Origin of the sequence: Candidatus Ichthyocystis hellenicum, assembly GCF_001460935.1 — a bacterium.
Lineage (GTDB): Bacteria > Pseudomonadota > Gammaproteobacteria > Burkholderiales > 2013Ark19i > Ichthyocystis > Ichthyocystis hellenicum.
Window position 1 is genome coordinate 1587773 of sequence record NZ_LN906597.1, and the last position, 19745, is coordinate 1607517.

Annotated in this window: 16 protein-coding genes; 6 read left to right on the forward strand and 10 right to left on the reverse strand. The window is 39.8% G+C overall.

Going from position 1 to position 19745, the window contains the following annotated elements; genetic code table 11:
- The first annotated feature begins 146 nt into the window (after window positions 1–146).
- A complete protein-coding gene (locus Arg41_RS06145; RefSeq protein WP_092490595.1) occupies window positions 147–827 on the forward strand; it encodes a hypothetical protein in 681 nt (226 codons plus the stop codon).
- A 123-nt stretch (window positions 828–950) separates the two neighbouring features.
- Window positions 951–1385 carry a hypothetical protein gene (locus tag Arg41_RS06150; RefSeq protein WP_092343203.1) on the forward strand — a complete coding sequence of 145 codons (435 nt, stop codon included), beginning with the start codon at window positions 951–953 and terminating at the stop codon, window positions 1383–1385.
- A 33-nt stretch (window positions 1386–1418) separates the two neighbouring features.
- Here the strand turns inward: Arg41_RS06150 and zapE are convergent, their stop codons facing one another.
- From zapE to sdhC, 10 genes are read right to left on the reverse strand one after another with little or no spacing between them, the layout of a single operon-like run.
- A complete protein-coding gene (gene zapE, locus Arg41_RS06155; protein WP_092343202.1) occupies window positions 1419–2450 on the reverse strand; it encodes a cell division protein ZapE in 1032 nt (343 codons plus the stop codon).
- A 44-nt stretch (window positions 2451–2494) separates the two neighbouring features.
- Window positions 2495–3919 carry a dihydrolipoyl dehydrogenase gene (gene lpdA / locus Arg41_RS06160; protein ID WP_092343201.1) on the reverse strand — a complete coding sequence of 475 codons (1425 nt, stop codon included), beginning with the start codon at window positions 3917–3919 and terminating at the stop codon, window positions 2495–2497.
- A 23-nt stretch (window positions 3920–3942) separates the two neighbouring features.
- Entirely contained in the window at window positions 3943–5202 is a 1260-nt protein-coding gene (gene odhB / locus Arg41_RS06165) for a 2-oxoglutarate dehydrogenase complex dihydrolipoyllysine-residue succinyltransferase (RefSeq protein ID WP_092490596.1), read from the reverse strand.
- 35 nt (window positions 5203–5237) lie between these two features.
- A complete protein-coding gene (locus Arg41_RS06170; protein ID WP_092490775.1) occupies window positions 5238–7967 on the reverse strand; it encodes a 2-oxoglutarate dehydrogenase E1 component in 2730 nt (909 codons plus the stop codon).
- A 42-nt stretch (window positions 7968–8009) separates the two neighbouring features.
- Entirely contained in the window at window positions 8010–9308 is a 1299-nt protein-coding gene (gene gltA, locus Arg41_RS06175) for a citrate synthase (protein ID WP_092343199.1), read from the reverse strand.
- 45 nt (window positions 9309–9353) lie between these two features.
- Window positions 9354–9590, reverse strand: coding sequence for an FAD assembly factor SdhE (locus Arg41_RS06180; RefSeq protein WP_092343198.1), 237 nt, complete (start codon window positions 9588–9590; stop codon window positions 9354–9356).
- The gene (locus Arg41_RS06185) at window positions 9587–10306 is read right to left on the reverse strand and encodes a succinate dehydrogenase iron-sulfur subunit (RefSeq protein ID WP_092343197.1); all 720 of its coding nucleotides are present in this window, start codon (window positions 10304–10306) and stop codon (window positions 9587–9589) included. Before Arg41_RS06185 ends, Arg41_RS06180 begins: the two co-directional genes overlap by 4 nt.
- Window positions 10307–10335: 29 nt before the next feature.
- On the reverse strand, window positions 10336–12102 hold the full coding sequence (sdhA, locus tag Arg41_RS06190; RefSeq protein ID WP_092486930.1) for a succinate dehydrogenase flavoprotein subunit: 1767 nt from the start codon (window positions 12100–12102) through the stop codon (window positions 10336–10338).
- Window positions 12102–12452 carry a succinate dehydrogenase, hydrophobic membrane anchor protein gene (gene sdhD, locus Arg41_RS06195; protein WP_092486927.1) on the reverse strand — a complete coding sequence of 117 codons (351 nt, stop codon included), beginning with the start codon at window positions 12450–12452 and terminating at the stop codon, window positions 12102–12104. The genes sdhA and sdhD overlap by 1 nt, the downstream gene beginning before the upstream one ends.
- Window positions 12449–12850, reverse strand: coding sequence for a succinate dehydrogenase, cytochrome b556 subunit (gene sdhC, locus Arg41_RS06200; protein WP_092343194.1), 402 nt, complete (start codon window positions 12848–12850; stop codon window positions 12449–12451). The genes sdhD and sdhC overlap by 4 nt, the downstream gene beginning before the upstream one ends.
- A gap of 352 nt (window positions 12851–13202) precedes the next feature.
- Here sdhC and Arg41_RS06205 point away from each other — a divergent pair, with 352 nt between their 5' ends.
- The 4 genes from Arg41_RS06205 to Arg41_RS06220 all read left to right on the forward strand — a co-directional run bounded on the left by Arg41_RS06205 (window position 13203) and on the right by Arg41_RS06220 (window position 19705).
- Window positions 13203–14207, forward strand: coding sequence for a malate dehydrogenase (locus Arg41_RS06205; RefSeq protein WP_092343193.1), 1005 nt, complete (start codon window positions 13203–13205; stop codon window positions 14205–14207).
- Entirely contained in the window at window positions 14204–15196 is a 993-nt protein-coding gene (locus Arg41_RS06210) for an HpcH/HpaI aldolase/citrate lyase family protein (RefSeq protein ID WP_092343192.1), read from the forward strand. Before Arg41_RS06205 ends, Arg41_RS06210 begins: the two co-directional genes overlap by 4 nt.
- A gap of 47 nt (window positions 15197–15243) precedes the next feature.
- Window positions 15244–17937, forward strand: coding sequence for an aconitate hydratase AcnA (acnA, locus tag Arg41_RS06215; RefSeq protein WP_092343191.1), 2694 nt, complete (start codon window positions 15244–15246; stop codon window positions 17935–17937).
- A 259-nt stretch (window positions 17938–18196) separates the two neighbouring features.
- Window positions 18197–19705: a hypothetical protein gene (locus Arg41_RS06220; RefSeq protein ID WP_157722304.1), complete on the forward strand. Its 1509-nt coding sequence runs from the start codon at window positions 18197–18199 to the stop codon at window positions 19703–19705.
- The last annotated feature ends 40 nt before the right edge of the window (window positions 19706–19745 follow it).

A 19745-nucleotide genomic window follows, 5' to 3' on the forward strand; every position in this document is an offset into this window, starting at 1 on the left:
CTGTTGCTATTGCTTTGTTCTTGTCATTATCTGCATTTGGGGTATCGGTTTACTCATGCAGATTGTTTAACTTCTGCAGTGTTGCTGCAATATGATTTGATTTTTACAATCCATTTTATTGTCATTTTCAGAAGGGGAGAATTACCTTGGCTAACTCAACAAATTTTAATTGTAACCTATCGGTAGATAGTGATCATAGTAGTGATGATGTTGCATCTTCAAAGTCCTCTCTTTCCTCTTTGCAAGGAGATTCTGAGGAAATTAAATTACATGAAAACGATGACTTTTGTTCTAATACAAAAACAAAAGAGGTTGGAACACAAACTAGTGTTAATAATGATGAAAAAGCTTCGACATCTTCTCCTACATTGTTACTAAGAGACGCTTCTACGCAACTTAATGATAACAGAGGTGAAAGGTTCTTTTATGCGGCTATTAAACAAGTTGACGCTGTCACTAAAAAAGAATGCGCACTGGATGAAAGCTACACATTGGTTGTAGATGCTGGAACGCAAATTGGATCAAAGATAGCACCAAATGAATTTTCAGAGGAGATTCGTATGGTCCCTACGAGCTCAATAAGAACCACCCATATCCCAAATAGTAGAAAAAGACATTTTGCTATCCAACATAGTACAATTGAGCCTATAAGACCTTCGACAAGACTTGCAGCAAGGAACCTTATTTGGAATTTATGGGCAGTAATGACGTTTGCTTCATTTACTATGGAGCTGTATAGGTCAGCTAAAGGAGAAGGAACAGGTGACATATCAACCGTGTTTGTTATTGGAGTTATTGGATTCTTATTGAGAGAAATTTTCGGTTAATTAGCAATAGAAATATTAGTACTTTCGTGTATGTTTTTAATATATTTTAATATAATATGCTAGCTTTTAGGAAACATTTGGTTATAATGCGGTTGTTTGTAGTTCTCTGGAAGTGTATTTATCATGGATCGCATGCGAGTTGTCCGACCTTTGTTAATTCAAGATGATGACAACAATAGTACTGTGTGGTCCTTGATGGAAGAAGGTAGTGGCGATTCTGCCTATGACTCTTGTGATTTGTTAAGTGTAATAAGCTTCGACATACTCCAAGAAGGGGATATGGAAGCTCATGACAGAATACTAGAGTGGTGTCACGGAGAAGGAATTGCAGGATCACCACTAACCTCTGTTGGTCAGGAAGATGTACCTCGCAGTGTCTACAATTTCGTTACCGCCGTCAATTTCTTGCTGTCTGCTTTGTTGACTATTTTTTTGTTATTGTTTATATCTGTAATACTGCTGAGGCTTCCACACGATCAATCTCTACTCTTGTGTGCTTTGTCTATATTTTTGCCAATCCCATGCACACTCTTGCTTCATCGGAATTTATCCATGTAAAGGCAAAAAACAATCATAAATAAAAATCAACCACTATTTCCCGTAATATTCCTCTCTCATCTCGAATAATCTACTTATAGTTCTGGTAAATTGATCAGAAAAAATTCCATCATATGACCATTTATCTATACAAGTGGCGGAGGAAATAAATAGCTTTATCTTGCGATCATACAGTACATCAACAAGGAATGTGAATCTACGTAAATGAACCGAGGAAAAATCATCAAATTCAGGAATAGATGAAATTATAAAAGTAGAAAATATATCTGATAGTATCAAATAATCATTGGAACTTCTGATAGTCTGACAAATATCACTGTATGTGAACCATACTTCATTTAAACCCTTACGATAATATCTTATTGGACGGTTAAGGATATGGAGACTTCCTTCACTTTTGTCAACAAAAAAACTCTCAAAAAACTTTTCCGTACTTTCAGAATGTGGAGAAAAAAAACGTTTTTGATTACCGCCTGATTTTTTCAAACGAAAGTCTATGCCATCGACCATACTTATGGTACGGTAATTATCATTCATCCAATCGATTGTAGGTAAAAATCTATCTCTACAGAGTCCATCCGGGTACAAATTAGAAATCTCAAAATTACTGGTAGCAATAACAAAAGTGTCCCTGTCATGAAGACATTTTAGTAGACGTCCAAGTATCATGGCATCGGCAATATCAGATACATAAAATTCATCTAAAAAAAGGTACCTATATTCTAGGGAATTAACCATCATCATAATAGGATCAGGAAGGTGACTATTACTTGCAAAGTAATCATGAATACATCTCATAAATTCATGAAAGTGCATTCTCTTTTTTCCTGGAAGAGAAAAATTGTGGTACACCAAATCCATCAAGAATGTTTTTCCATACCCAGACGGACCAAAAATATAGACAGACGGAGGAGTAGGAACAGTCATCCTACCCCAAAAATTACGTCTATCTATAAGAGACTGGATAATAGGCTCAATTATACAAACAGCACTAAACTGAGAATCATCTTCTTTATAGCCATTGGCAAGGCACAAATCCTTGTATGCTTTCCTCAAGTCCAGCATAGATCATAAACCACAACAAAAAAAATTCCACTGAATAAAATATTTTAAGAGTGAAGGGCCGTACCAGCTACTGCCATAGCTGCCTCAAACGAAACCTCAGAAAGACTTGGGTGGGCATGTATAATGGAGGCTATATCCTGCGATGAAGATTTAAACGACATAGCAACAACGTACTCACTAATTAACTCTGAGGCCATAGGTCCTATTATGTGAGCACCTAATATACGGTCAGTAGCTGCACAACTTATAACCTTAACAAAACCAAAACCACGACCCATGGCACGAGCCCTAGCATTACCTACGTAACTAGCTTGTCCCACATTATAATCAATCCCTTCTCTCTTAAGCTGCTCTTCAGTTTTACCTACCCAGGAAATCTCTGGATCTGTGTATATAACCCAAGGAATCACATCACGATCATAGTAAGAACAAACACCAGATATGTTATCAACAACAAATAATGCATCCTTAGTTGCTCTATGAGCTAACATAGGACCGTGAACAACATCACCAATAGCATAAACACCGGGGATGGCAGTAGAGAAGTTATGATCTACAGGAATAAAGCCTCCGGAATCCACAGACAAACCAATACGATCAAGATGCAATCCATCAGTATTAGGAACCCTCCCCACAGCAACAATCAAACGGTCAAAAGTAAGTGATTTAGTCTCATCAACACTAGTACGCACACTGACAGTAACAACAGAATCATGGGTAACAACAGAATCAATACTAACTCCTAGATTAATTTTTATACCCTGCTTCTTAAAGTGTTTCATAGCCTCACGTGATACATCAGCATCCGCGGCGGGTAAGAAATCAGTAGCTGCTTCTAAAATTACGACATGAGAACCCAAACGAGACCAAACACTCCCCATTTCTAAACCGATAACACCTGCACCAATAATGGCAAGACGACCAGGAACTTGATCAAAAGAAAGAGCACCAACATTGTCTACAATAAGGTGATTGTCAACGGGTGAAACCGGAAGAAATCTAGGAGCAGAACCCGTAGCGATTATAACCTTACTAGCAGCTACAGGCTCTTCATGACCATCAACAGACAACAAATAAAATCCGTCATTATCTATTCCCGAAAAGGACGCTCTACCTAAAATAGAAGTAACCAAGTTCTTTTTGAACAGATGGGAAATACCGCGATTATTATCAGTTATTATTTTCTGCTTTCGCTGCAACATTCTATCTAAATCAAGCTGCACAGAACCTAGAACAATGCCGTGATCACCGAAATCATACTTGGCCTGAGCATAAAACTCCGAAGACTGCAACAATGCCTTGGACGGTATACACCCAACGTTAAGACAGGTACCACCATAACAAGGAGCTCCTGATTGATCAACCCAAGAGTCAATACAGGCAGTTCTAAAACCAGACTGAGAAGCACGAATAGCCGCAACATAACCACCAGGACCAGAACCAATAACTACAACATCAAATTTCTCCATACGGACATAAACCTTATCAGCAACTAAACACCCAACAATAAGCGCGACGGATCCTCCAAAGCATCCTTGATAGCAACAAGTCCAAGAACTGCCTCACGACCATCTATAATCCTATGATCATAAGAAAGGGCCAAATAAACCATTGGACGAACCACAATCTCTCCACTTTCAACAATAGGACGTTCTTTTATTCCATGAATACCCAATATAGCAGACTGCGGTGGATTAATAATAGGTGTAGACATCATAGAACCATAAGCACCACCATTACTAATAGAAAAGGTACCCCCACTTAATTCATCTAAAGTCAAATGTCCAGACTGAGCTCGCTTCGCATAATCCCCTATTGCTATCTCAATCTCAGACATAGATAGGCGATCAACATCACGCAAAACCGGAACAACTAAACCCCTCTCAGTTCCTACAGCAACACCGATGTTAAAGAAATTATGATAAACAATGTCATTACCATCAATAGATGCATTAAGAACAGGAAACTTACGCAAGGAAGCAACAACTGCTTTCACAAAAAAAGACATGAACCCCAAACGCACACCATACTCTTTTTCGAAATCATCAACATATCGTTTACGAAGGTCCATCACAGACCTCATATTAACTTCATTAAAAGTAGTTAATGTAGCTGTTGAAGCTTGAGACTCAAGTAACCTCTCAGCAATACGGGAGCGAAGACGAGACATTGGTTCACGACGACTAGTAGCAACGGAACTAGTGTCAACAAAACGGGTAGAAACAGAAGACGAACCCTCGGAAAAACGTCTCTCGGGCTGAACAGTAGGAAGAGAAACCTCATGGGTAGAAGATGTAGGCATATCTGAAGAAACATAGGCCCTCAATACATCTTCTTTCAGAACACGACCACCCAGACCAGAGCCCAAAATACTATCGTCAACAGTAAGCCCTATTTTGGCAGCAGTAGAAACTGCAGCAGGCATGAGCAACTTCTCTGTGTCACTCTTCTTAGATCCATCACGGGTATGATCTGCAGCAGGTGGCGGTGGTGAAGATAGTTCATCAGTAGAATCCACCTCATCAATACAAGCAACATCCTGACCACTAACAACAACAGCACCCTCTAGCTCAACAACAGACGACAAGACCCCATCCACAGGCGAAGGAATCTCCATAACAATCTTATCTGTCTCTATCTCAACCAATACTTCTCCTCTCCTAACAACATCACCAGGATGCTTTTGCCAAGAAAGAAGTGTCGCCTCAGACACAGACTCTGACAACTGTGGAACCTTCACTTTGACAGACATAAGAAAAAATCTCCTAAACGTAGAGTAACAAGCAACTACTCATCACTTGGCTCTGATGAAACACGAGAATTAAAAGCCTCCTCAATAAGTACCTCTTGCTGTGAATAATGAACAGATGAAAATCCAACAGCTGGAGAAGCCGAGCGCTGACGACCAGCGTAGCGTAAATTCTGCAACGACGTTAAATAACCACCTAGTTTATGACAAATAAAATACCAGGCACCCATGTTACGTGGTTCCTCCTGACACCAAATAACATCTGAAACACGAGTGTACTTAGCAATTTCAGCAGAATAAAGAGAATGCGGGAAAGGAAATAACTGTTCTATACGAACAATAGCTACATCTTCTCTACTATGCTCTTTGCGATACGAAACTAAATCATAGTAAACCTTACCTGAACAAACTACTAAGCGACGAACACGAGAAGGATCCACGTCATTATCACCAATAACAGGAGAGAAAGAAGAATTAGCTATCTCCTCCATAGACGACATAGCCTCAGATTTTCGCAACAATGATTTAGGTGTCATAACAATAAGAGGTCGTCTCTGGCGACGCAGCATTTGACGGCGCAACAAATGGAAAATCTGTGCTGCAGAAGTAGGAACGCAGACTTCCATATTCTTCTGCGCACACAACTGAAGAAAACGCTCCAACCTAGCAGATGAATGCTCCGGTCCCTGACCCTCAAAGCCATGAGGTAATAAACACACAACTCCGCTATACCTACCCCATTTAGCCTCTGAACTCGACAAAAACTGATCAAAAGGAACTTGGGCGTTATTGCAAAAATCCCCATACTGAGCTTCCCAAATAACAAGACATTTTGGATTCATCATGGCATAACCGTACTCAAAAGCGACAACTGCCTCCTCAGAGAGAACAGAATCATAAACCTCAAACGAAACACCATCCTTTTCAAAAGCACGCAAAGGGCAAAAGCACCGACCATTTTTTTGATCGTGGATAACCGCATGTCTATGAGCAAAGGTACCACGACCACAATCCTGACCTGATAAACGTACGGAAAAACCTTCCGCCAACAAAGAGGCATAGGATAAATTTTCAGCAGCCCCCCAATCAAGTTGCGCTTCAGATTGATACATTCGCTGACGATCGGAAATAACTTTGTTAACTACCCTATGCAAACTGAAATCATCAGGAACATCTAACAAAGATTTACCTAAAGACATCAAGATTTCAATTGGCAAAGAAGTACGAGCATTGCCAGAATATCTATCAGTTAAAAAATCAGACCATCCTGTACAAGGACGATCAAAAAACAAACTGTCAGATAAAACGGGAACAGGAAGAACTCCTTCATCCATCGCATCCCAATAAGAAGTACGATAACCATCAATATCAGCTTGAGTACAAATCCCTAAATTCAACAAACAATCTGCATAAATATGACGCGTACCTGGGTGCTGAGAAATTTTATGATACATAATAGGTTGAGTAATATATGGCTCATCCTGCTCATTGTGCCCCAATCGACGGAAACAGACCAGATCTACAACAACATCTTTACGAAAGGTCTGGCGGTAAAGTAACGCCAAGCGAACCACCCATGCGACAGCCTCAGGATCATCCATGTTGACGTGAAAAATAGGACATTCCACTGACTTTGCAACCCCGGTGCAAAAAAAACTGGAGCGAGCATCATGAGCACAAGATGTCGTAAACCCAATTTGGTTATTTATTACCAGATGAACGGTTCCCCCAACGTTATAGCCAGCAGTTAGAGACATATTTAGGGTTTCCATAACTACGCCCTGACCTGCAAAAGCGGCATCTCCATGCACCAAAAATGGCAAAACTAAACCACTACGAGAAGGTCCATAGGCATCCTGACGAGAACGAACCATCCCCATGACTACTGCATCCACTATCTCAAGATGAGAAGGATTGTAGGCCATAGAACAACGAACAGGATCTCCAGAAGTGACAAGATTAGACGAAAACCCCATGTGATACTTAACATCACCAGAAATTAGACTACGGTCAAAATGACCCTCAAATTCTTCAAACAAAGCAGATGGTGATTTTCCCATGATATTAACAAGAAAATTTAGCCGTCCACGGTGAGCCATACCAACAACAATCTCACGAACACCTAAGTGTCCAGCAAACTGCACCAAAGCATCAGATGCAACTATGAAAGACTCACTACCATCCAAACCAAAGCGTTTTGCACCAACAAAACGCTTAGAAAGATAGTCTTCAAATGACTCAGCAACAGTCAAGAGACGCAAAATGCGCTTTTTAGCATCTGGTGAGGCAACATCACTTAGACGTGATTCGAAACGCTCCTGAAGCCACAAATACTCATCACGAGAGGAGATGTGAGCAAACTCAACGGCAACCGAGCCGCAGTAAATCTCCTTCATATTTTCGTATTTTTCTGGAGGCAACCTAGATTCAATATCAGCCACAAGAGGATGTGGAGACCTAGGAAACAAGTCTAAAGGATCCAACTTAGCTGAAAAATACCCCCAAGAACGATAAACGTCACCAATAGAGGAACTACCGGGATCATAATCGGCACCAGCAGAAACTGAAAGTGGCGTCAGTGAATTCTGCCCCAAATCAATAGACTCAGGAGCAAAAGATGGTAATTCTTCAGTTTTACTGTATCTTTCGAAACAAAGCTGCCAATCAGAAGAAACAGAAGAATGATCCCTCTGATAGGACAGGTAAAGATTTTCAAAAAATCCAGCACTAGCCGAGTTCAAATAAGCAGTATCCTCGAGCTGCTTCATAGTACCCACGTAAAAACCTCTCTAAATTAATAGAAAAAAATATCAGCCACGATTTCTATCTTCAACAGGAACAAAATCTCTCTTGTGAAGACCAGTATATAACTGCCGGGGACGTGCAATCCTATGATCAGGATCAGTTATCATTTCAATCCAATGAGAAACCCATCCTACAGTACGTGCCAATGAAAAAATACAAGTAAACATTTCTATAGGAATACCAAGAGCTTGCTGAACAATACCCGAGTAAAAATCAACATTAGGATACAACCTCTTGCTCACAAAATAATCATCCTCAAGAGCAACTTTCTCCAACTCTAAAGCCAATTTAAATAAAGGATCATTCTGCAAACCTAACTCATCCAAAACCTCATGACAAATATCTCGCATCAAAAGTGCTCTTGGATCATAGTTCTTGTAAACACGGTGACCAAATCCCATAAGCCTAAATGAGCTATCATTATCCTTAGCTTTTTTAACATATTGACCTATTCTGCTAACATCACCAATTTCTTGTAACATATGCAAGCAGGCCTCGTTGGCACCACCATGAGCAGGACCCCAAAGACATGCAACACCAGCAGCAATCACAGCAAAAGGATTAGCCCCGGAAGAACCAGCTAACCGCACCGTAGAGGTAGATGCATTTTGCTCATGATCTGCATGCAAAATGAATATCTTGTCCAAAGCACGGGAAACCACCCTATTAACAACATAATCCTCACAAGGAACAGCAAACATCATCCGCATAAAGTTGGAAGTGTAATCTAGGTCATTCTGAGGATAAACAAACGGCTGTCCTACGGAATATTTATAAGCTGCAGCAACAATAGTAGGCATTTTAGCTATTAATCTAATGGCAGAAATATTTCTACTAACAGGATCATCTATGTCAAGAGAATCATGGTAAAAAGCTGACAAAGCACTAACAACACCAGCAACAATGGCCATAGGATGGGCATCACGCCTAAATCCATGAAAAAATCTGCTCAGTTGTTCATGTATCATGGTATGAACTACAACCAAACGACAAAATTCGTCCCTCTCCTTGACGTCAGGAAGGTCTCCGTACAGAAGAAGATAAGCTACCTCCATAAAATCGCAATTTTCAGCCAATTGCTCAATTGGATAACCTCGGTACCACAATTCTCCTTTTTCACCATCAACATAAGTAATAGCAGAATGACAACTGGCTGTAGACAAAAAACCAGGATCATAAGTAAAAACACCTGTTTGCGCATAAAGACCGCGCACATCCACCACCTTAGGACCAGCAGTTCCGCACAAAACATCAGCACTACAAGACGGAACACCACCACCCAAGTCTATCTTTGCCTTATCCATATGTAGACACCTCAACGAGTATTAACATTATATCTTTCTATCTATCTATTTAATCATCGCAATAATAGAATCAACCTCAGGATCACCGGAGGAAAAACACCCTGAAAATAATGCATTAAAAATATACGGATCAGGAAACTCTAAAAAACGAAGCAAAAACCCAACTTGTTGCTCAGTCAAAGAGGAAGCATGATCATCAAGAAACTCGCTCAGAACGATATCGAGCTCCAACATGCCACGACGACAACGCCAACGCAAACGCCTAAGATCATCCTCTATCATAACGAACGCGACAGCAACACAGTCTTAATCTTACCTATAGCCCTTGTAGGATTAAGTTCTTTCGGACAAACATCAACGCAATTCATAATACTATGACAACGAAATAGACGATAGGGATCATTCAAATCATCAAGCCTCTCACTAGTAGCACGATCGCGGGAATCAGCAATGAAACGGTATGCCTGCAACAACCCCGCAGGACCGACAAACTTATCGGGATTCCACCAAAAAGATGGACAAGAGGTAGAACAACAAGCACACAAAATACACTCGTACAAACCATTCAATTCCTCACGATCTTCTGGAGACTGTAATCTCTCCTTATTAATCGCAACAGACTCATTATTGATCAAATAAGGCTTAACTGAGTAATACTGATTGTAAAAATGGGTCATATCAACAATAAGATCACGTACAACCGGCAACCCAGGAAGCGGACGTAGGATTATCTTCTTCGGTAAGGATTTCATGTTGGTAAGGCAAGCCAAGCCATTTTTACCATTAATATTCATAGCATCCGAACCACAAACTCCCTCACGACATGATCTACGAAAGGATAAAGAATCATCTTTAGACTTTATATACGAGAGAACATCCAGTAGCATACGCAAGCTGTGCTCAGACAGATTAACCTCATAACTTTTCATATAAGGCTTATCATCCTTCTCAGGATCATAGCGATACACCACCACAGTACGAATATCTACAACACCCATAAAAGCTCCTCAGCAATCGACTTTACTGATCAAAAAACCCTAGGTTTAGGCATAAACCTATCTACAGTAAGGGGATCAGATCTAACCCGCTTATAAGAAACACGATTTCCCTTGGAAAAATATAGGGAATGTTTCATCCAATTCTCATCATCGCGATCTGGGCAGTCATCACGAGCGTGCGCCCCCCTGCTCTCCTGCCTCAATAAAGCAGAAACCATAGTCGACTTTGCAACCTCAATCATGTTCTGTAATTCAAGAGCCTCAACTAGGGCAGTATTAAAAACTGCAGATTTATCGTGAACAGCAATGTTATCAACCATGGAATTAAGATCCATAATTTTCTGAACTCCGGATGATAAAATATCACCTCGACGAAAAACTGCACAATGATCTTGCATCACATCCTGAATCATAGACAGCACTGAATAAACATTCTCACCAGATGATCTACCCTTAAGACAGTTAATACGGTCCAAAGATTCCTCACTGGCATTTTTCGGTAGATCTGGGAAAAATTCTGGTTCTGAAGAAACAAACTTAATGACGTGCCTAGCAGTAGAACGCCCAAAAACAACCAAATCCAATAAGGAGTTGGTTCCCAGCCGATTGGCACCATGAACAGAAACACAGGAACACTCTCCTACAGCATAAAGACCATGAATAGGAACATCACACCCATGGTCATCACACGACACCACACGACCGTGAATATCAACCGGTATGCCACCCATTTGGTAGTGAATAGTAGGAACAACAGGAATAGGATCCAATATGGGATCAACATTAGCAAAACGAATAGCAATCTCACGGATAGAAGGCAATCGTTTCATTATAACTTCATCACCCAAATGATTGAGCTTAAGATACACATGATCCTTTTTAGGACCGCACCCGCGACCTTCCTTAATCTCTTGATCCATAGAACGAGAAACAAAATCGCGAGGAGCCAAATCCTTCAAAGTCGGAGCATATCGCTCCATAAAACGCTCACCATCTGCATTTAAGAGAATACCTCCTTCTCCGCGTACTCCCTCAGTAATCAAAACACCAGCCCCAGCAACACCTGTAGGGTGAAACTGCCAAAATTCCATATCTTCCAAAGGAATTCCAGAGCGAGCACACATACCCAAACCGTCTCCGGTATTAATATAGGCATTAGTTGTAGAACGGAATATACGACCGGCGCCACCAGTAGCCAAAATAACTGCCTTGGCATTCAAATTTAAAAAATTACCAGTCTCTATTTCCATGGCAAGAACACCGACACAGGATCCATCAGCCGCCATAATCAGATCTATAGCCATCCACTCTATGTAAAAATAGGTATTAAGTGCTAAATTCTGCTGATAAAGAGTATGGAGCATGGCATGACCAGTTCTATCAGCAGCACAACATGAACGCTGCACTGGCTTTTCACCAAAGTTGGCCGTATGGCCACCGAATGCACGCTGATAAATAGTACCATCAGAGTTACGGTCAAAAGGCATGCCCATATGCTCCAGCTCATAAACAACCTCAGGAGCTTCCCTACACATAAACTCAATGGCATCTTGATCACCAAGGTAATCTGAGCCCTTAACTGTGTCGTACATATGCCAAAGCCAGTGGTCCTCCCCCATGTTAGCCAAGGAAGCTCCTATGCCACCTTGGGCCGCAACGGTATGAGAACGAGTGGGAAAAACTTTTGAAATAACAGCAACACTAACACCTGCCCTAGACAACTCCAAAGCCGATCTCAAACCAGAACCACCAGCTCCTACAACGAGAACATCATAGCTCCTTTTGGGCAATGCCATTAACTAACTCCTTGTAAAATCTCAAATGCCCAGAACGTGTAGCAGAGCAAAAAGAATATGACAACGATGTGAAAAATCAAACGCAGAGAAAGTGGCTTTACATAATCCATAACAATGTCACGCATTCCAACCCAAGCGTGAAAGCACATAGAGCTAAAGACGACAAAAGTTAGGGAACGAAACCAGAGCGGATAAAAAACCTCAACCCAGCTAGCATAGTCAAACATCGGCATCCGGAAAATACGTAACCCGGCTACCAAAACATATAAGCACATCAAAAAGGCCGTAACCCTCTGAAATAGCCAAGACTTAATCCCATGATGAGCTCCAACAACAATACGATTTATCATAAGAACATCCAAACCGAAAACATTATGGTCAAAATCACCGCAGTTCCAAAAACAATGGAGCTAGTCAATCGAGAAACATACTTAGTAACTCCCCAATGAAGGTCAAGAGCCAAAAACCTAACCCCTGCCAAAATATGGTGAATAAACGACCAAAACACGATTACTAACAATATCTTAAAAATTGGATCCCTAAGGTAACTAGTCACCGAAGCAAAAGACAAAGGACTGCGGAGAGTTTTTTCCAAAATAAACAATACAGCTGGAATGGCCAAAAACAAAAAAACACCACTGATACGGTGCAAAATAGACACTATACCAGGAATAGGCAGCCTATATTTTGATATATCAAGTATTTGTATATTACGAAACTGCTTTTTACTACTCGGCGAAGAAGACATCTCCCTATCCTCTCAATGGATGAAGAGCTCATCAAAAAATTTGCCACAACAACGGGCCAGTCATTATAAAACAACCAGGATATGTATACAATAATACGGACACAGCTGTTGGTATATTTATTTTTGTGCAGAAAAAAACAAAAAACATAGACATTCAGACACAATTACCACTTAATTTAAGTAACTGCACATTTATCACTAACTTCAGCAAAATAGGTCTAACTATATGTTCTAGCATCTTATTGGTCATTTTGAGGTTAAGTTCTTTTACGATCGATAAGAAAATTAGTTAGAATGTAGCTATCATGACACAATCAACGTATCTATAATTTGCTTTTTAGTGGAGATTTTTATGACTTCAGGAGCCATTCGCATTTCGGTAAGCGGTGCTGCAGGACAGATTGCATACAGCTTGCTTTTCAGCATAGCGCGTGGTAATTTTTTGGGTCCTAACCAGCCAATTGCTTTGCAGTTGCTGGAAATAACACCGGCCATGGATGCATTAAAGGGCGTGGTCATGGAGTTGCTAGATTGTGCTTTCCCGCTACTGGATAAAATTACAGTCAGTGACGATCCTGATGTTGCATTCCGCGATGCCGATTATATATTCCTGGTAGGATCTAAACCTCGGCAGAAAGGGCAAGAGAGAAGGCACCTTCTGGAACAAAATGCTTCCATATTTAAAACTCAGGGAATGGCCATCAACAATTCTGCTTCACGTCAAGTCAAGGTACTTATTGTAGGAAATCCGGCTAACACCAATGCACTAATAGCTGCAAGCAACGCCCCTGAATTAAAGAAAACACAATTCAGTGGCATGGTTAGACTAGACCAAAATCGTGCTCTATCACTTCTGGCTTCGCATATGAATTCCTCACTAACTAGAACTAATATTCAAAAACTATCCATTTGGGGAAATCACTCACCAACAATGTTTCCTGATCTCAGCTTAGCAACAGTAGATGGAGAAGCCGTTATAGAAAAGATAGAACACTCGTGGTATGAAGACTTCTTTATTAAGACAGTAGCTCAAAGAGGAACTGCAGTTATTAACGCTCGCGGTTCTTCATCAGCAGCCTCAGCCGCTTCAGCTGCTATCGATCACATGCGTGATTGGGCCTTAGGATCCCAAAAACAAGAGTGGTCAAGCATGGCCGTTTTTACTGGCAATACTTATGCACCACTCATCCCCGAGGGTCTTTACTGTGGAATGCCATGCATTTGTTTACCAGGAGGAGAGTATGAAATAGTTAAAGACATTTCCCTAAACGAATTTGCAAAAGAAAAAATAGCAATGACTGTTAAGGAGCTTGAAGAGGAAAGAGATGTAGTGCGCAAAATGCTGGGTCAATCATGATCAATCCTGATAAGGTTCTATGGAACACTAAAAAATGCTATAGAAGGCCGGTAATTCCGTCTTGTGATCATTATGCTGGAAACGAGAGCTTCATTAAAAAAGCAACAGAAAAGCAGCAAAAGCTAGGACCTATTTTCGATATAACTTTGGATTGCGATGACGGCTCTGTAGTGGATCAAGAAAGGCAGCAAGTTGAGCTTTTCATAAAAATTATCAATGATAGTTCTGCGAATAAATTTTCTCGGATTGGTGTTCGGGTACACTCACCTGACAGTAATTTCTTTGAGCATGAAGTTGAATCATTAATAAAACACAGTGGGAGTAAGTTATCCTACATAACAATACCTAAAGTTGGAACTCACTCAGAATTTGCAAAAGCTCTTTCGTGGATTGACGAGCTGGTAACAAAGCACTTAGATGATAGAAAAATTCCTATACATCCTATTGTTGAAACTCTAGAATCAGTAGAGGATGTTTTCTCTATAGCAGCAGAGCCCTCAGTGGAGTGTATTTCATTTGGCATTATGGATTTCGTTAGCTCCTTCGACACACTAATTCCTGATAGCACCATGAAAAGCCCGGACCAATTCACCCATCCCTCGGTTGTTTCAGCTAAAAAAAGCATAGTCGCTGCATGCGCTGCTCATCAGCGCGTGGCTTCTCACAACGTTACCATAAAAATAAACGATGAAGACATTGTTTTACAGGATGCTAACCGCGCTCGCTACTTTGGATTCACACGTATGTGGAGTATACACCCGAGCCAAATAGAGCCAATAATAAGAGCCATGACTCCTTGCCGTGAGTTAATTTCGTATGCATCAGACATACTGATAATGGCATATAATAATCATTGGGGCCCAGTTAAAGACGCCAATGATGAACTAAAGGATCGAGCAAGTTATAGATATTATTGGCAAATACTGAAATTAGCTCAATCTATGAACATTGATATGCCTGACGGAGTCAAAGTATTTTTTGACTCCTAGTTAATTAAACCATGTAGCACTTTCGATATGAGGAACAGAAGGTACTTATGTCACATCATTTTTCTCACTTGTTAGAAACTCTTTCTGTTGGCGATAAAACTTTTCAATATTACTCACTCCAAGCTCTGGAAAAATCAGGGTTTGACAAAATTTCTCGTCTACCCATATCAATAAGGATTATTTTAGAATCTGCCATAAGAAACCATGACAGCAAAAAGGTTACAACCGAACATGTATCTAAACTAGCTAGGTGGTTACCGCGAGAAGAGCGAACAGAAGAAGTTCCTTTTTGCGTTGCCAGAGTAGTGCTTCAGGATTTGTCTGGGATTCCGTTATTGGTTGATTTGGCTGGAATGAGAACTGTAGCAGAGTCTCTAGGAAGCGACCCCAAAACGATTGAACCCGTAGTTCCAGTTGATATGGTAGTTGACCACTCAATCATGATTGACTACTCTGCCCGTCCAGATGCTCTACAACTAAACATGGAGAAAGAATTTGAAAGAAATAAAGAACGATATCAGTTCATAAAATGGGGTATGCAGGCTTTCAAAACATTCCGTGTGGTTCCTCCCGGAAATGGCATAATTCACCAAGTCAACCTAGAACACCTATTCAAAGGCACTCGCGAGAAAAATGGCATTATTTTCCCCGATACATTAGTGGGAACAGACTCCCACACAACAATGATTAATGCTCTTGGAGTAGTCGGTTGGGGTGTAGGAGGAATAGAAGCTGAAGCTGGGATGTTGGGTCAACCCATATACATACTAACACCAGACGTTATTGGCGTTAACATCATAGGAAAATTAAGAGAAGGCGTAACTGCAACTGACCTGGTGCTGACAGTAACACAAATGTTACGTAAAGAAAAAGTGGTAGGAAAATTTATAGAGTTCTTCGGCGAAGGAGCAGAAAATCTGTCACTAGCTGATCGCGCCACGATAGCCAATATGGCTCCGGAGTACGGGGCAACAATGGGATTTTTTCCTGTGGACAGTAGATCAATAGAATATATGGCTCAGACCGGACGCAACGAAGAATCACAATCGCTCTTAAGAGAGTACTTTACAGCACAAGGCATCTTCGGTATGCCGCGCCTAGGAGACATCGATTATACCAGGGTTTTGGAGTTAGACCTTAACACAATAGTCCCATCATTGGCAGGCCCCAAACGACCTCAAGACAGAATAGAGTTATACGATATCAAGCGCAAATTCACAGAGATCGTAACAAGTCCCACAGAAAAAGACGGGTTCAATAAGCCGCATGAAGTTGTTGGTAAAAATTATTCAACTGACAAAAATGGAATTTCGTTAAAACATGGTGATGTCTTAATAGCTGCAATAACATCTTGCACGAATACCTCAAACCCTCACGTGCTATTAGCGGCTGGACTACTAGCTAAAAAAGCGGTTGAAAAGGGATTAACAACATCTCCTCACGTTAAAACTTCTCTTGCCCCAGGATCCAGGGTTGTAGCAGAGTATCTGAAGCAATCTGGATTGCAAACTTACCTGGATAAATTAGGATTTAATGTAGTAGCATTCGGCTGCACTACGTGTATTGGAAACTCTGGAGATATTGATCCCGAATATAACAAAGCAATTTCTGAGCATAATTTGATTGCCTGTTCAGTTCTATCAGGAAATCGTAATTTTGAAGCACGCATACATCCCAATATAAGAGCTAATTTCTTAGCCTCACCTCCTTTAGTGGTAGCTTTCGCACTAGCAGGAACAGTACTAATAGACGTAGATAATGACCCAATTGCGGTGTCTCCTAGTGGAGAGAAAGTCTACCTACGAGATATCTGGCCAACTACGGCTGAAATAAATGAAGTCATGCGCTACGCGACAAATCCCAGCATATATAGAGACACATATGGATTTGTCGGAAAAAATAACTCATTGTGGGAAGGAATTACAGCATCCGAGGGCTTGGTTTACGATTGGCCTCAATCAACGTATATTGCGAATCCGCCATTTTTTCAAGATTTTTCGATGACTTTACCTAAACAAAAACAGGTTAAGGGAGCAAAACCTCTTCTAATTTTAGGAGATTCAGTAACAACAGATCATGTATCTCCAGCTGGATCATTTGAGCCATCTTCTCCTGCAGGAGAGTGGCTTCAATCCCACGGAGTTTCTCAAAAAGATTTCAATAGCTATGGATCCCGTAGAGGTCATCATGACGTAATGATACGAGGAACATTCGCAAATGTACGCATAAAAAATTTAATCATTCCACCAAGAGAAGATGGCTCCCGTGTAGAAGGTGGATATACATTACTGAATGGCAACCAAACTACAATCTTTGAAGCAGCTAAGTACTACCAAAATCAAGGTATTGCAACAATAGTTTTAGCTGGTGAGGAGTATGGAACTGGATCTTCCAGAGATTGGGCAGCTAAAGGAACACTGTTGCTTGGTGTACGCGCAGTAATAGCTAAAAGCTATGAGCGCATTCATAGATCTAACCTGATAGGCATGGGTGTACTTCCTCTCCAGTTTATAGCCGGGGAGTCTGTTGATAGTCTAAAATTAACAGCAGATGATACCTTTGAGATACTAGGACTTGAAAATGATATAAATCCTCAGGAAAAAATAAAGGTTAGAGTAACAAGACCGGATAACTCAACCCTAACATTTGAGGCTTTATCAAGAATAGACACATCTGTTGAAGTTGATTACTACAAGCACGGTGGGATACTTCCATACGTACTAAGGGAGTTGCTTTCTTAGGAAAAATGCTTAAATTGTTGTTGAGCTAACGTATCCCATTTGCCATTATGGGATTGCCATAACTAAAAATATTGATCTCATCAAGGACATAGCATATCAAAAATTACTATTTCGCTAGTAGTAAAGGAAAAAGTTAACGTTACTACTTAAATAATTTCCGGTATCATAGCCGGTAATATTTTATTAATAAATTTCGACAAATCTCAGATCTCAGATAATATATTTCTACAAACTAAACTCATACTGGTCAATTACAAAAGTGTACACTTCAACCACGTTTAGCAACTCGTTATCAAGTAGTGAAGATATCGTAAAAATGGGGTCATCTGGTAGCAGTAATCAGAGTGTGCTGTCACTTTATGAAGTGTCAGATATTTCTGGAGCACTGGCTACACATAATTCTTGTCCGGGAAACCAACAAGGCGAATCTCTATCCCTATCGATACCTATACCCACTAAAGATAAAAATATTTCGCAAAAGCTTCCGGAGTGGAAACAACCACCTGAATCATATATAGAAAAATTAATATATTTTCTTGAAGAAAAAGATTACAAGCCTTCACATACCCCACAATCAAAAGCATCTCTTCTAGACGGATTAATGTTACAAACAACACCACTATGTGTTGCCGATGAGTTACTTAAAATTGTTAATGATACTGAAGATGGTTTATCATTTTTATTATCAATTTCACAAGATAAAGATAGCTCAATAGAACTACATGAGAAAAAATCAATAAGTAACGTAGATTGCTCGAACGAAGGTTTCATAAAATTTATCAGATCGTGCAATATTATAAAGTTGACTCTTAGTGAAAACTACACAATTGAGCTAAGAACCATGGTTCTTTCAGAAGCAGAAAACTTTAGATGCACATTAATAAAAACCATCAGTGATGCTGAAAATAACAATTTAATTTCTGGAACAAAACAGTGTTTGCTATCACATGCTGTAGAAAACAAGTCAATTGATATCTTTAGAAAAAATATTAGCACAACATCATTAAAATTTCTCTCATCCATTACCTCAAAATTAGATTTTACGGGATTATCTGAATATGAGTTAAAAATATTAGAGTTTGAACAAGCAAAAATATTGATATTCATGCTAATGTGCTATGCAAAAATTGCTGAAAAAATAATCTCTGAAGAAAAAATTAACCCCCTTAAACGTTTTTTTGTAAAATTTGGACATGTACATATCAATAAAATGATGTCTGATAAATTGCAATCAATAATTGAAGAGTTACCCCAAATAGTATCTGCAGTTTTAATTAGAAAACATTCACTAATAAAAAAAGAACTAGAAAAAAAAGGATTATTAAGTAATTCATTTATAAGAAATGTTATTGTTACTTGTACTGGAAGCGAAGAAGTAAAAGATTTGGAGAGAAGAGCCAAAGAGGAGATATCAAAACCATATCTCAAAATAGTAATAAATGGTGATCAATTGGTAGCACAAAACAGTGAAGCATCTAACTATGTAACGTCTGTATTTATTTACAATCTAGCAAAATCGTTAGAAAATTGCATAAGGAATAGTATCAGTATACTACCGTTTGAAGTTTCACTTCAAATACCTATGGAAGAATCATATTCATCATCATGTATTAACTCATCGTCAGTAAGTTCACCACTAAATAGGAAGAGACTTTGTACATCACCAAGTCATGACTATCATGAAAATAGCAAAAAAAATAGACGTGAATTATTTTCAAATTCAGTTGAAGAATACGTAAATGTAGAAAAAGTTAGAGATCTAGCGTAAAATATGCATAATTAGTTGGCACAAAAATAATCTGACGATA